The organism is Streptococcus zalophi (assembly GCF_016481285.1).
GTDB lineage: Bacteria > Bacillota > Bacilli > Lactobacillales > Streptococcaceae > Streptococcus > Streptococcus zalophi.
The window spans coordinates 188,625-201,301 of record NZ_JAENBP010000003.1 but is presented as its reverse complement, the minus strand read 5'-3'; the positions used below and the strand labels follow the sequence as shown (position 1 = coordinate 201,301).

Genomic DNA, 12,677 nt, shown 5'->3' with positions numbered 1-12,677 from the left:
TAAAAAAACCTTAACTGCCACAGCAGTTAAGGTTTTTAGTTATTGACGTTTTTGTTTTCCTAGATTTCGATTTGTTTTTTTAGGTTTTGAAATTGGAGAAGTGATGGCTTCTTCTTTTTTAGGGGTAACATCTTTACGTGTTTGTGGATTTGTTTTAGGCGCTTTAGGAGGATTATTTTTAAATTCCTCAGCCACTTTTTCACGTAATTTAGGTTTTAAAACAGTCATCACAATTAATTGTTGGATAATACTAAAGATTCCTCCCACTAACCAATAAAGAGCAACACCTGATGGTTGAGAGATGGTGAAGAAAATCATCATGATAGGTGTTGAGTACATCATGGTTTTCATTTGTTTTTGTTGTTCTTCTGGAACTGCTCGCATTGATAACCAAGATTGGAAGAAATAAAGACTGGCAATAATGGCTGTTAAAATCAGATTTGAATCTGATAATTTAAACCAGAGAAAATGAGATTCTGAAACCCCTTCAGTAAATCTTGCGGCATAAAAAAGAGCAGAGAAGAATGGCATTTGGATAATGATAGGCAGACACCCAATGCCTCCAAGCATACTCACACCATTTTCTTTCTGAGCAGCCATAAATTCAGTTTGCGCTGCCATTTTCTCTTCTTGACTAGAAGCATTTTGCATGCGTTCTTGTATAGGTCCTAAAATGGGTTGAAGGTAGGCACGTTTTTCTGATTGATAAGTAGCATTCCAACTTTGATAAAGTCCCAAAGGTAAGATAATGACAAGTCGAACGATAATGGTTGCAATGATGATGGCTAAACCAAAACCTAAGCCCATATCGTTGGCAAAGTATTTGATGACCTCCCCCATAGGTTCAACGAGAAAGCGATATACCCATCCTTCACCAGTAGGCACGCCATTTTTTTGTTGCACACAGCCAGATAGAAAGAGAAGGATTGATAATGCCAATCCTGAGAATAAGAAACGTTTAATATTTTTGTTCACGGTTATTGTCCTTTAATTTAGTTATACCTTCCCATTTTACTGTTTTTTTAAGAATTATTCAATAGTTCTTAGGGATGATTTTGAAATTATTATGATCTAAGGATTTGAAAATCTTGAAATTCCTCAGAATTGTCTGTGGTGACATCTACATAAGTGACCTTTGCAAATCGAAAAGGTGTTTTTCTAACCGCGATAATAAAATCATCTAGTTTTCTGTGATTAGTTGATTGGGCTAGTATTTCAACCGTACCATCCTTATTATTCCAAACCCTACCATTAATGTCTCCTATTTGTGAAGCTAGACGAGCTATGGAATAACGAAAGCCAACGCCTTGAACTCTTCCTGAAACTAATAGACGTACTTTTTTCATCAAAATCCCTCCTTTTTGGTATAATAGCTATATGACTATTATAACCTCAAAAACAAATAATCTCATTAAAAAAACAAAGAAATTATTACAAAAAAAGCACCGACAAAATAGCTATCTGATAGAAGGTTGGCATTTGTTAGAAGAAGCCATTAAATATAAGGCTACTATTTTAAACATTTTTGTGATTGACTCACAAAAAGAAAGAGTTCCACAAGTTGCGCCAATTATAGTTGTTTCTGAAGCTGTTTTAAAAGAATTGACGGTATCAAAAGCACCTCAAGGGGTCATTGCGGAAATAAAAATGTCTGTTAATCCTCCAATAAAAAAACAAGGCCGCTATCTTATTTTAGAGGATGTTCAAGACCCTGGAAATGTTGGCACAATGATTAGAACAGCAGATGCAGCTAATTTTGATGGTGTCTTTGTTTCGCTAAAAACAGCTGATATCTATAACGATAAAACCTTACGTTCAATGCAAGGTAGTCATTTTCATTTGCCTATTTATCGGTTAGAGATGACTGAGATTATCAAACAATTAAAAGAACAAATGATTCCTCTTATTGCCACTTCACTAAGCAATGAGTCTATCAATTACAAGAATTTAGTTAAATACGATACTTTTGCTTTAATTATGGGTAATGAAGGACAAGGGATTTCTGATTTAGTTGCTAAAGAAGCAAATTTTGTAGTTCATATCACAATGCCTGGTCAAGCAGAGAGTTTAAATGTTTCAGTTGCTGCCGGAATCATTATTTTTCAACTCATTTAAAAGATTATGTTATAATACTTGAAAGAGGTGAGAAATTGAATAATAAAGACTATCAAAAAGATAATGAATTTATGACCCATATCGGTCATTTGATTGCACACCCGAGATTTAAAAAATTGGAAAGTATTACCCAGCATCACTTTTCGACACGATTTGAACATTCGATAAATGTTAGCTATACTAGTTATCAAATTGCTAAGAAAATGGGGTGGGATGCTAAGAGTACTGCTAGAGGTGCCTTACTTCATGACTTTTTCTATTATGATTGGCGTGTGACAAAATTTAAAAAAAGCCATGCTTGGGTTCATCCCAGGATAGCTGTTAAAAATGCTCGGAAAATCACAACACTAAATAAAAAAGAAGAAGATATTATCTTAAAACACATGTGGGGGGCTACGATTGCACCGCCTAGATATAAAGAAGGCTATATAGTGACCATGGTTGATAAATATTGGGCTGTTAAAGAAGCTTTGACACCAGTAAGACAATTATTAAAAAGACAACCATTCTTTAAACGCAAAACACTAGGTAGTCATCACAACTAAAGAAAAGGAGATTATTATGAATAACAACATTTATACAGAAACACAGACAGGATTAAATCGTTTTTTTGCTAGAGTTTATGGCTTAGTTGGTATGGGTATTTTACTTTCTGCCATTGTATCTGCTGGAATGCTATATATATTTACTGATACTTTTGTCGATATTTTGATTAATCAGCCAATGATTTATTTTGGTGCCATGGCTGTTGAGCTTGTATTAGTCTTTTGGGCAGCTAGTGTCGCACGTCAAAATAGCCCCTTGGCTCTTCCTTTATTTTTAATCTATTCAGCTTTAAATGGCTTCACATTAAGCTTTATTATTGCCCAATATGCTCAAACAACAGTTGTAGCTGCCTTTGTTTCATCATCCATTTTGTTCTTTGTCATGGCTATTATTGGTCGCGTGACTAAAAAAGATTTATCTGGTATGGGTAAAGCCTTAATTGCAGCTTTAATTGGTTTAATCATTACAAGCATTGTTAATATGTTTTTAGCAAGTGGTCCGCTTAGCTTAATGATTAGTATGGTATCTGTTGTTATCTTTTCTGGTCTTATCGCTTATGATAATCAACGTATTAAACGTGTCTATGAAGAAAGTAATGGACAAGTTTTAGACGGCTGGGCAGTGTCACTTGCTCTAAGTCTTTACCTTGATTTCATCAATTTATTTATTAGTTTATTAAGAATTTTTGGTAGAAGACGTTAAGATAACAATTTTTAAGTAGTTAAAGAAACATTTGATGAAATGATTTGATTTATGTCATCAAGTGTTTTTTTATTTTACTCATTTTTAATCCACAAAAAGAAAGTTTAACATTATATTGGACAGCACTGATTTTTTGTCTTTAAAGAATTGTGTTAAACAAGAAGAAGATTTGTAAAAACTAGTCTATTTTGCTATAATGAGAAGGTAAAAAAATGAGGAGAAAAGAGAATATATGTCTACAACGATTTGGATAATAATAGTTATGGTTGCCTTGTTGGCAGGGCTTGTTGGGGGTACTTTCATCGCCCGTAAACAAATGGAAAAATATTTAGAAGAGAACCCACCATTAAATGAGGATCTTATTCGAACAATGATGAGTCAAATGGGGCAAAAACCAAGTGAAGCAAAAGTGCAACAAGTTGTCCGTCAAATGAATAAGCAACAAAAAGCAGCCAAAGCAAAGGCTAAAAAGAAATAATAATCTTTTAGATAAGACTGGGCTTGCCTAGTCTTATTTTAGAAAGAAGATGGATATGGATAATAGACCAATTGGTTTTTTAGATTCTGGTGTTGGCGGTCTAACAGTTGTTAGAGAACTTTTAAGACAGCTCCCTCATGAAGAAGTTGTCTATATTGGCGATTCCAAAAGAGCTCCTTATGGACCAAGATCTGCTGAACAAATCAGAACCTTTACTTGGGAAATGGTTCAATTTTTACTCACAAAAAATGTTAAAATGATTGTTTTTGCCTGTAATACTGCAACGGCAGTTGCTTGGGAAGAAGTGAAATCAAAGTTAGACATTCCTGTTTTGGGTGTGATTTTACCTGGTTCTAGTGCAGCCATTAAAAATACGGCCTCAGGGGACATTGGTGTTATTGGTACCGAAATGACAATAGCATCAGATATTTACAGAGAAAAAATTACAGATTTAGCACCACAAATGAATGTGCATAGTTTAGCTTGTCCTCGTTTTGTCCCTTTGGTTGAAGCTAATGAGATGACCTCTAGTTTAGCAAAAAAAGTAGTGTACGAAACCCTTTCACCTATGGTAGGACAAGTAGATACCCTTGTTTTAGGGTGCACTCACTATCCTTTACTTCGTCCCATTATTCAAAATGTGATGGGAAAAAAAGTCAGATTAATTGACAGTGGTGCCGAATGTGTTCGTGATATTTCTGTTTTGTTGAATTATTTTGATATTAATCATCAAAGAGACAAACAAACAAGAAATCACCAGTTTTATACAACGGCAAATCGAGATAGTTTTAAAGCTATCGCTGAAAAATGGTTACAATTACCAGTTAGTGTGGAGCATGTAGAAATATGAAACAAAAAATTTATAATCACCAAACCCAAAATGATTGGTATGTTGGCCAATGGGGAGAAAACACCAAAATCACTAGTTTTGAGACAAAAGACAATTTAAGTGACATTCGTCAAATGTTGACACAGCTTTTTCGATTGGATGAAGCGACTGGTTTACAACTTCATCTTATTCATTTCTCTTCTCCTATTAGTTTATTCACGTTTGTTGCTGAGATGATGAATGATCGCTATAACACAGCTTTATCTGTTGTTAATCACAAAGGAGCCATCTTACTTTTGGAAAAGGATAAACTATTATCAGTATATGTTCCAAAAGAAGGAATGCGACTAGAAGACTTTTTTGGAAATGGCGATTTTTCTCCTAAAAACCTTGGTGATAGTATTTTAATTGCTACTAGAAATAAAGGAAAAACTAAAGAATTTGAAAAACTTTTTGGCCAACTTGGCCTAAAGGTTGAAAATTTGGATGATTATCCTGAATTACCTGAGGTAGAAGAAACTGGGACAACCTTCGAAGAGAATGCTAGATTAAAAGCAGAGACGATTTCAAAAATCACTGGGAAAATGGTTTTAGCTGATGATTCCGGATTAAAAGTTGATGTATTAGGTGGTCTTCCTGGTGTTTGGTCAGCGAGGTTTTCAGGCGCTGATGCTACTGATAGTCGTAACAATGCTAAATTGTTACATGAATTAGCCATGGTTCTTGAGCTTAAGGATAGAACCGCACAATTTCATACAACGCTTGCTGTTGCAGCACCAGATAAAGAAACCTTAATTGTAGAAGCAGATTGGGATGGTTATATCGCACATGTGCCAAAAGGTGAGAATGGCTTTGGTTATGATCCCTTATTTCTTGTTGGTGACACCGGTAAAACAGCAGCAGAACTTTCTGCAGAAGAAAAAAACAAGATTTCCCACAGAGGTCAAGCAGTTAAGAAACTAATGGAGGTTTTCTCTAAATGGCAGAACTCACACTAATTGTTATGAGTGATTCTCATGGTGATAGAGATATTATTGAAAATATTAAAACGAAATACTTGGGAAAAGTAGATGCTATTTTCCATAATGGTGATTCTGAACTACCTTCTTCAGACCCTGTCTGGAATGGTATTAAGGTGGTTAGAGGCAATTGTGATTATGATAGTGGCTATCCAGAAAATCTAATCACCAAACTTTCAGATATCACTATTGCACAAACACACGGTCACTTATATGGTATTAATTTTGGTTGGGATAGACTAAACTGGTTTGCTCAAGAAGCAAATGCTAATATTTGCTTGTATGGTCACTTACATCGTCCTGCAGCTTGGGAAAATGACCATATTTTATTTATTAATCCAGGGAGTGTCTTACAACCTCGTGGCGAAGTTAATGAGCAGTTATATGCCAAGGTAACTATTACTAAACAAACCATTAAAGTTGATTATTTCACGCGTGACCATGAGATTTACCCATCATTATCAAAGGAATTTATGAGATGATTGCTAAAGAATTTGAAGATTATTTAATCCACTATGCTGATACCTACCTAACGCCTGCAAAAGATCTTGCCATCTTTATTGATACTCATAATACGGATCATGTGATGCTGGTGTTAGCTAGTAATGGTTTTTCTCGTGTACCAGTTATAACCAAAGATAGAAAATATGTCGGTACGATTAGTGTTTCTGATATTATAAAATACCAATCAGAGCACCAATTAGATGTTGATGAGTTAGCTCGTCTTGATATTTCTAACATGGTTAATAAACGGATTAAGACGATTTCAATATCTGCCAATCTAACAGATATTATGCACGATCTTGTTGATTCTTCTTTCTTACCGGTTGTCACTGATGACCAAACCTTTATGGGGATTATTACCAGAAAATCTATTTTAAAAGCCATCAATAGTTTATTACATAATTTTACAGCCACTTATGAGATTAAAAAGAAATGAAAACACTAATTAATCATTTTTTAGCTAGTAAGAAATTATCAGAGAATTCAAGATTATCCTACCAATATGATTTGCTACAATTTTTGACTATTGTCGAGAAGAAACTATCAAGAGATAAACTCCATTTATACCAAGACTATTTATCTACTTTAACCTTGTCTGTTCAAAAAAGAAAGCAGTCAGTGGTCAATCAATTCTTGTATTTCTTATATGAAGAAGAAAAGATTGATACCTTTTTAAAGCTAAAAAAAGTGAAACAATTTGGTGGTGTAGATTCTTTTGTTGTGGGTTTGGAAGATTTATCTACTTTTTATGAAGAAACACCGTTTCTTGATGGTCAACTGATAGCATTAATGATTATTTCTTTGGGACTATTACCAAATGAGTTGTTACTGATTAAATCAGAAGATATCTCACTTGACTTTAAAGTGATAACCATTAAAAAAGAGCAACATCGAAGAATACTGACTCTGCCAGACGATTTAATGGGCTATCTAGAAGGTAGGCTCTCAAATGAATATCTCTTTGATAATAAGGGGAAACCCTATTCAAGGCAGTGGTTATTCAATCAATTAACTACCTTTTTAACATCGATTGATTGTTCATCAATGAGTGCGCAAACACTTAGAAAACAGTATATTTTAAAGGAAATAAACAGAGGCGTTGATCGTTATACGCTGGCAAAGCAGTTGGGATTAAAAACATCAACAACTCTAGAAAAGTATTATAAACACTAATGGATATAAAATTAAAAGATTTCGAGGGTCCGTTGGACCTCTTGCTTCATTTGGTCTCAAAATACCAGATGGACATATATGATGTTCCTATTGTTGACGTTATAGAACAATACCTTACCTATATCAAGACACTACAAGAGATGAAATTGGAGATTGCTGGTGACTATATGGTGATGGCGAGTCAGTTGATGGTGATAAAAAGTCGTCGCTTACTGCCTAAGGTTGTTGAAGAAACGCCCATAGATGAAGATCCTGAACAGTTATTATTACAACAGATTGAGGAGTATCGTCAGTTTAAAGAGCTTAGTCAAAAAATGGCTGAACAGCACCAAAAAAGGGCTTTGTATTTTTCAAAACCCAAGCAAGAACTGATTTATGAAGATATGACTTTAAATCATGATAAGTCGGTGCTTGATATCTATTTAGCTTTTTCCACTATTATGGCTGAAAAGCAAAAACAGATTAAAAATACACATACGACTATTGAAAGAGATGATTTTCGTATTGAAGATATGATGATTTTTATAGAAGAGAAAATGACAACTTTTCAAAAGATTACCTTAAGAGAATTGTTTGAAGAAAGTCATAATATTAATGAGATGATTACGATTTTTCTAGCAACCTTGGAATTAATTAAGGTGCAAAGTATTGTTGTCACACAAAAAGAAAATTTTGGTGATATTTTGTTAGTCAGGGGAAATGCATGACCTATTTATCTAAAATTGAAGCGTTACTATTTGTTGCTGGTGAAGAAGGACTTAGTTTAAGACAATTATCACATTTTCTAGAAATAACGCCTTCGGCCTTAAAGCAACAATTAGAAAAGTTATCTCAAAAGTATCAAGAAGATGATAATAGTAGTTTATGTTTGATAGAATCCTCAAATAGCTATAAAATAGTGACAAAGGAAAATTTTGCTGACTTGCTGCAAGAATTTGCTAAAACCCCCATCAATCAAAGCTTAACAAGAGCTAGTCTTGAAGTGTTATCGATTATTGCCTATAAGCAACCTATCACTCGAATTGAAATTGATGACATCAGAGGAGTTAATTCTAGCAGTGTGATTACTAAATTACAAGCCTATGATTTAATCCGTGAAGATGGCAAAAAAGAAGTGATTGGTCGTCCAAATCTTTATATTACCACAGATTATTTTCTTGATTTCATGGGAATAAATGACATTACAGAATTACCCGATGCCTCAACCATTGCGTTGAAAGAAGAAGAAGTAACTCTTTTTAAAGAGCCTTTATCACTAGAAGAAGAGTTAGGAAATAACAATGAGAATTAATAAATATATTGCACATGCTGGTATTGCTAGTAGACGAAAAGCAGAGGAATTGATAACATCAGAACAAGTCACAGTCAATGGTAAAGTTGTGACCAATCTTGCGACTACGATTAAAGTGCATGACCAAGTGGAAATCAATGGTAGTCCCATTTATAATGAAGAAAAAGTCTATTATCTCTTAAATAAACCAAGAGGTGTCATCTCAAGCGTTTCAGATGATAAAGGGCGAAAAACAGTTCTTGATTTATTACCAGAAGTGAAAGAACGTATTTACCCTGTTGGACGTCTAGATTGGGATACAACGGGTCTTATCATTTTAACCAATGATGGGGATTTTACTGATAAAATGATTCACCCTAGAAATGAAATTGATAAAGTCTATGTTGCTCGCGTTAAGGGATTAGCCAACAAAGAAAATTTACGTCCTTTAACAAGAGGGGTTGTGATTGATGGTAAAAAAACCAAGCCAGCTAGATACAACATTATCAAAGTTGATCGTGATAAAAATCGTTCCGTGGTTGAATTAGTCATCCATGAAGGTCGTCATCATCAAGTTAAAAAAATGTTTGAATCAGTTGGACTACCAGTAGATAAACTCTCAAGAACGCGTTTTGGCACCTTAGATTTAACTGGGCTTCGTCCGGGAGAGTCACGTCGTTTAAATAAAAAGGAAATTAGTCAGCTGCATAATGCGGCCGTCAATCATATCAAATGAAAAAATTATTAATTTTACTGGTTAGAGGCTATCAAAAATGGATTTCACCTCTTTTTCCACCTTCTTGTCGGTATCAACCAACTTGTTCTCAATACATGATTACAGCTATTGATAAACATGGGATAAAAGGTGTATTGATGGGAATTGCAAGAATTTTACGTTGTCATCCCTTTGTTGAAGGAGGAAAAGACAGTGTGCCAGATTATTTCAGCTTAAAGCGAAATAAAGAAGAATAATTAACCTATGTTTTTAATCTTAAGCAATAAGAATTAATAAAAATATCTTCCTGAAAGAGGAAGATATTTTTATTGTTTTGACCATGTTTTTGATGAAAAGAGTAATAACATGGGGTATAATTCTAAACGTCCAGCAATCATGGCTAAAGATAATAGTATTTTTGAGAAAGGACTAAAAATAGAGAAATTCTCAGAAGTTCCAAGCATTGGTCCAATATTGTTCAAGATACTTGCAACTGCACTAACAACAATCATGAGTTGATTATTATCAATACTAATCAAAAAAACGAGACTAATAAAAATCATGACGTAAATAACAAAGTATCTTAAAATACTATGCTGCGTTTTCTTATCCAAAACGTCACCATTGATATGTAAGGAAACGATACGATTAGGATAGAGATTTAAGAGCATTTGATTATATGCAATTTTTAAGAGAATAAGCACTCGCATCACTTTAAATCCACCAGCAGTAGAACCTGCTGAACCTCCGATAAACATAAGGAGTAAGAGAATAATCTGGGAAAATAACGGCCAAAAGGTGACATCATTTAATCCAAAACCAGTTGATGTTAGGGTTGTTGATACTTGAAAGAAAATTCTCTCAAAGGCTTCTTGTGTTGAGGCATATAAACCACCAACATTTAAGAAAAGAAGACCAACAGCAATCGCAATGATTAGGAGATAGGCTTTTAATTCATCATCCTTAAAAAAACTTTTTAACTTGCCAATAAGTAGCAAATAATAAAGATTGAAATTAATACCAAATATTAACATCCCAACAGCGACAATGTTTGTAATGAGAGAGCTATTATAGTGAGCGATACTATCATTATAGACGGCAAAACCACCTGTTCCAGCTGTTCCCATGGCGGTTATTATGCTATCAAATAAAGGCAGACCAGCCCACCATAGTACTAGTGTTAAAATAGTAAACATGACCAAATAGATAATATAGAGAATTTGCGCCGTGTTTTTTAATTTGGAAACAACCTTACCAAAAACAGGGCCAGGAACTTCCGCTCTCATCACTTCTAGGTGGCTATTCTTACTATTTTCCATTATGGCAAGGGCGAAAACCAGCACCCCCATTCCACCAATAAGATGGGTAAAACTTCGCCAAAATAGTAGAGAAGGTGATAGCACAGCAGTATCATTTAAAACAGTTGCACCCGTTGTTGTAAAACCTGAACTGGTTTCAAAAAAAGCATCAATGTAATTAGGGATTTGACCAGAAAGAACAAAAGGAAGTGCTCCAAAGATGGCCCAAAGCATCCAACATAATGCCACAATGAGAAACCCTTCTTTAGTATAAATTCTAAAATTTTTCGGCTTAGAAAGACACCCCACACCACCAATGATTAATAACAGTGCCATGGTGATTAAAAAACTAGAGATGACAGTCATTGATTCCTTATAGATAAAGGAAACTCCTAAGGGAACCAGTAATAAGGCAGCTTCAATGACAAGGAGTCTTGCTAATAAAAAACGTACCATACTTTTATTCATGACTTACCTCAACAAATCATAGATATTATTAGCATTGTTAAGTAGAGTGATGACCACAATTTTATCGCCAACTTGGAAAATATCCTCACCTGTTGGGTAAATATTTTTACCTTGACGGATAATAGCAGCAATCAAAACATTCTTTTTCAATTTAATGGAAGAAAGGGTTTGACCAGCCATGCGGTTATTTTCCCTAATTTCAAATTGTAGGGTCTCGATACGCCCATTAGCAACATGGTGCATAGCATCTAAGTTAGAGTGCTGTGCATTAACACGACCGCGAATAAAGTGCATAATAGCGTCAACGGCAATAGCTTTAGGTGTTACAATACTTGAAAATTCTTCACCTTTTATAATTTCTAAAAGACTTGTTCGATTGACTTTGGTGATATTTTTTTGGACACCAAGAGAGTCTAAAAACATTGAGGCAACAATATTTTCCTCATCGACACCTGTTAACGTTGCAACCGCATCATAGTGATCAGCACGTTCTTCTAAGAGAAGATTTTTAGTGGTGCCGTCTCCTTCAACAATATGAATATTTGGGAAATCTTCACTAAATAATGCTGCTCTTTTGGGATTGATTTCAATTAATTTAATCTTAATTTTAGTTTGTTTTAAAAGGGTGAGCAGGTAATAAGCAATCTTTCCCGCACCAATAATCATAAGACTTTTAACAATTCTTTTTTTAAGAAAATTATGAAATGCAATCATCTCTTGACGATTTCCAGTCACATAAATATTATCTTGATTTAAAATAGTTGCTTCTCCGTCAGGTATAATAATTTGACTATCACGCTCAATCGCACAGATAACAATGTTTTGGAATTTCTTACGAAATTGCGACAACGTCATATCAGAGAGAACACTATTGTTTTTAATTTTAAAAGCCATGAGCATAATTCTACCACTCACAAAATGTTCTACTGATAGTGCGTTTGGAAACTCCACAGCGTTTGCAATATAGCGTGCGGTGAGAAGTTCTGGATTAACCATAAGAGAGAAACCTAAGAAATTTTTTTCTTTAAAATAAGGATTAGAGTATTCTGGATTTCTAACCCTTACAATTGTTTTTTTGGCTCCCATTTTTTTAGCCAAACTAGCAGCAATCATATTAACTTCATCTTTATCGGTAATAGATATAAAGATATCACAGTTGGCAACATCTGCCTGTTCCAAAATTTTAAAATTAGCGCCATTCCCAATAATACCAATAATGTCATTACGTTTAACAACTTGGGATAAGACGGATTCTTTTTGTTCAATTAAAACAACGTTGTGGTTCTCATCAACTAAGGAACGACAAAGTGCCGCGCCAACTTTACCGCCACCAACGACAATTATTCTCATGATAACCTCCAATATATAGTAACTATCATACCCTTTTTTTACAAAAATATCATCTTTTTTAAGAAAAAAACATGTCATTATTTCACAAATGACACGTGGTAGAAAAGAAAACGTTTTAAACAATATTTTAAGATTGGATTTGTTGACAATTCAGATAAAAATGCTATACTAATAGTACCATTCACTGATTTAAATCAGATCTGTTGTGAT

17 protein-coding genes are annotated in these 12,677 nt (G+C 34.3%); 13 read left to right on the top strand and 4 right to left on the bottom strand.

All coding sequences use genetic code 11. From position 1 onward, the window contains the following. Positions 1–39: 39 nt before the first annotated feature. Together yidC and JHK64_RS03780 are read right to left on the bottom strand one after the other, a co-directional pair. Positions 40–975 (bottom strand): membrane protein insertase YidC, encoded by a 936-nt coding sequence (gene yidC, locus JHK64_RS03785; RefSeq protein ID WP_199567677.1) that lies wholly within the window; start codon positions 973–975, stop codon positions 40–42. A gap of 89 nt (positions 976–1,064) precedes the next feature. After that, positions 1,065–1,346, bottom strand: a complete 282-nt coding sequence (locus JHK64_RS03780; RefSeq protein WP_199567676.1) for an acylphosphatase — start codon at positions 1,344–1,346, stop codon at positions 1,065–1,067. A gap of 31 nt (positions 1,347–1,377) precedes the next feature. On the opposite strand from JHK64_RS03780, the gene JHK64_RS03775 reads away from it, so the two are divergent. From JHK64_RS03775 to yidD, 13 genes are all read left to right on the top strand, one after another. Further along, positions 1,378–2,115 carry a TrmH family RNA methyltransferase gene (locus JHK64_RS03775; RefSeq protein ID WP_199567675.1) on the top strand — a complete coding sequence of 246 codons (738 nt, stop codon included), beginning with the start codon at positions 1,378–1,380 and terminating at the stop codon, positions 2,113–2,115. A gap of 71 nt (positions 2,116–2,186) precedes the next feature. Continuing rightward, positions 2,187–2,660, top strand: coding sequence for an HD domain-containing protein (locus JHK64_RS03770; RefSeq protein WP_199567701.1), 474 nt, complete (start codon positions 2,187–2,189; stop codon positions 2,658–2,660). Positions 2,661–2,676: 16 nt separating this feature from the next. Then, positions 2,677–3,363: a Bax inhibitor-1/YccA family protein gene (locus JHK64_RS03765; RefSeq protein WP_199567674.1), complete on the top strand. Its 687-nt coding sequence runs from the start codon at positions 2,677–2,679 to the stop codon at positions 3,361–3,363. 232 nt (positions 3,364–3,595) lie between these two features. Then, positions 3,596–3,841 carry a YneF family protein gene (locus tag JHK64_RS03760; protein WP_199567673.1) on the top strand — a complete coding sequence of 82 codons (246 nt, stop codon included), beginning with the start codon at positions 3,596–3,598 and terminating at the stop codon, positions 3,839–3,841. A 55-nt stretch (positions 3,842–3,896) separates the two neighbouring features. Beyond that, entirely contained in the window at positions 3,897–4,691 is a 795-nt protein-coding gene (racE, locus tag JHK64_RS03755; RefSeq protein ID WP_199567672.1) for a glutamate racemase, read from the top strand. Continuing rightward, positions 4,688–5,668, top strand: coding sequence for a nucleoside-triphosphate diphosphatase (locus JHK64_RS03750; RefSeq protein ID WP_199567671.1), 981 nt, complete (start codon positions 4,688–4,690; stop codon positions 5,666–5,668). Before racE ends, JHK64_RS03750 begins: the two co-directional genes overlap by 4 nt. Then, entirely contained in the window at positions 5,650–6,171 is a 522-nt protein-coding gene (locus JHK64_RS03745; protein ID WP_199567670.1) for a metallophosphoesterase, read from the top strand. Before JHK64_RS03750 ends, JHK64_RS03745 begins: the two co-directional genes overlap by 19 nt. Further along, the gene (cbpB, locus tag JHK64_RS03740) at positions 6,168–6,629 is read left to right on the top strand and encodes a cyclic-di-AMP-binding protein CbpB (protein WP_199567669.1); all 462 of its coding nucleotides are present in this window, start codon (positions 6,168–6,170) and stop codon (positions 6,627–6,629) included. Before JHK64_RS03745 ends, cbpB begins: the two co-directional genes overlap by 4 nt. Further along, positions 6,626–7,366 carry a site-specific tyrosine recombinase XerD gene (gene xerD, locus JHK64_RS03735; protein ID WP_199567668.1) on the top strand — a complete coding sequence of 247 codons (741 nt, stop codon included), beginning with the start codon at positions 6,626–6,628 and terminating at the stop codon, positions 7,364–7,366. The genes cbpB and xerD overlap by 4 nt, the downstream gene beginning before the upstream one ends. Next, positions 7,366–8,073: a segregation/condensation protein A gene (locus JHK64_RS03730; RefSeq protein ID WP_199567667.1), complete on the top strand. Its 708-nt coding sequence runs from the start codon at positions 7,366–7,368 to the stop codon at positions 8,071–8,073. Before xerD ends, JHK64_RS03730 begins: the two co-directional genes overlap by 1 nt. Then, the gene (scpB, locus tag JHK64_RS03725) at positions 8,070–8,657 is read left to right on the top strand and encodes an SMC-Scp complex subunit ScpB (RefSeq protein ID WP_199567666.1); all 588 of its coding nucleotides are present in this window, start codon (positions 8,070–8,072) and stop codon (positions 8,655–8,657) included. Before JHK64_RS03730 ends, scpB begins: the two co-directional genes overlap by 4 nt. Continuing rightward, the gene (locus tag JHK64_RS03720) at positions 8,647–9,372 is read left to right on the top strand and encodes a pseudouridine synthase (RefSeq protein ID WP_199567665.1); all 726 of its coding nucleotides are present in this window, start codon (positions 8,647–8,649) and stop codon (positions 9,370–9,372) included. The genes scpB and JHK64_RS03720 overlap by 11 nt, the downstream gene beginning before the upstream one ends. After that, on the top strand, positions 9,369–9,608 hold the full coding sequence (gene yidD, locus JHK64_RS03715) for a membrane protein insertion efficiency factor YidD (protein WP_199567664.1): 240 nt from the start codon (positions 9,369–9,371) through the stop codon (positions 9,606–9,608). The genes JHK64_RS03720 and yidD overlap by 4 nt, the downstream gene beginning before the upstream one ends. Positions 9,609–9,677: 69 nt before the next feature. On the opposite strand, the gene JHK64_RS03710 is transcribed toward yidD, so the two are convergent. After that, entirely contained in the window at positions 9,678–11,117 is a 1,440-nt protein-coding gene (locus JHK64_RS03710) for a TrkH family potassium uptake protein (RefSeq protein WP_199567663.1), read from the bottom strand. A gap of 3 nt (positions 11,118–11,120) precedes the next feature. Then, complete coding sequence (gene trkA / locus JHK64_RS03705; protein WP_199567662.1) at positions 11,121–12,467, bottom strand: Trk system potassium transporter TrkA; 1,347 nt, start codon at positions 12,465–12,467, stop codon at positions 11,121–11,123. Positions 12,468–12,677 lie beyond the last annotated feature (210 nt).

Coding starts and splice junctions, on each gene's coding strand:
- JHK64_RS03780 (WP_199567676.1), bottom strand. CDS start 1,346: ATGAAAAAAGTACGTCTATTAGTTTCAGGAAGAGTTCAAGGCGTTGGC.
- JHK64_RS03775 (WP_199567675.1), top strand. CDS start 1,378: ATGACTATTATAACCTCAAAAACAAATAATCTCATTAAAAAAACAAAG.
- JHK64_RS03770 (WP_199567701.1), top strand. CDS start 2,187: ATGACCCATATCGGTCATTTGATTGCACACCCGAGATTTAAAAAATTG.
- JHK64_RS03765 (WP_199567674.1), top strand. CDS start 2,677: ATGAATAACAACATTTATACAGAAACACAGACAGGATTAAATCGTTTT.
- JHK64_RS03760 (WP_199567673.1), top strand. CDS start 3,596: ATGTCTACAACGATTTGGATAATAATAGTTATGGTTGCCTTGTTGGCA.
- racE (WP_199567672.1), top strand. CDS start 3,897: ATGGATAATAGACCAATTGGTTTTTTAGATTCTGGTGTTGGCGGTCTA.
- JHK64_RS03750 (WP_199567671.1), top strand. CDS start 4,688: ATGAAACAAAAAATTTATAATCACCAAACCCAAAATGATTGGTATGTT.
- JHK64_RS03745 (WP_199567670.1), top strand. CDS start 5,650: ATGGCAGAACTCACACTAATTGTTATGAGTGATTCTCATGGTGATAGA.
- cbpB (WP_199567669.1), top strand. CDS start 6,168: ATGATTGCTAAAGAATTTGAAGATTATTTAATCCACTATGCTGATACC.
- xerD (WP_199567668.1), top strand. CDS start 6,626: ATGAAAACACTAATTAATCATTTTTTAGCTAGTAAGAAATTATCAGAG.
- JHK64_RS03730 (WP_199567667.1), top strand. CDS start 7,366: ATGGATATAAAATTAAAAGATTTCGAGGGTCCGTTGGACCTCTTGCTT.
- scpB (WP_199567666.1), top strand. CDS start 8,070: ATGACCTATTTATCTAAAATTGAAGCGTTACTATTTGTTGCTGGTGAA.
- JHK64_RS03720 (WP_199567665.1), top strand. CDS start 8,647: ATGAGAATTAATAAATATATTGCACATGCTGGTATTGCTAGTAGACGA.
- yidD (WP_199567664.1), top strand. CDS start 9,369: ATGAAAAAATTATTAATTTTACTGGTTAGAGGCTATCAAAAATGGATT.
- JHK64_RS03710 (WP_199567663.1), bottom strand. CDS start 11,117: ATGAATAAAAGTATGGTACGTTTTTTATTAGCAAGACTCCTTGTCATT.
- trkA (WP_199567662.1), bottom strand. CDS start 12,467: ATGAGAATAATTGTCGTTGGTGGCGGTAAAGTTGGCGCGGCACTTTGT.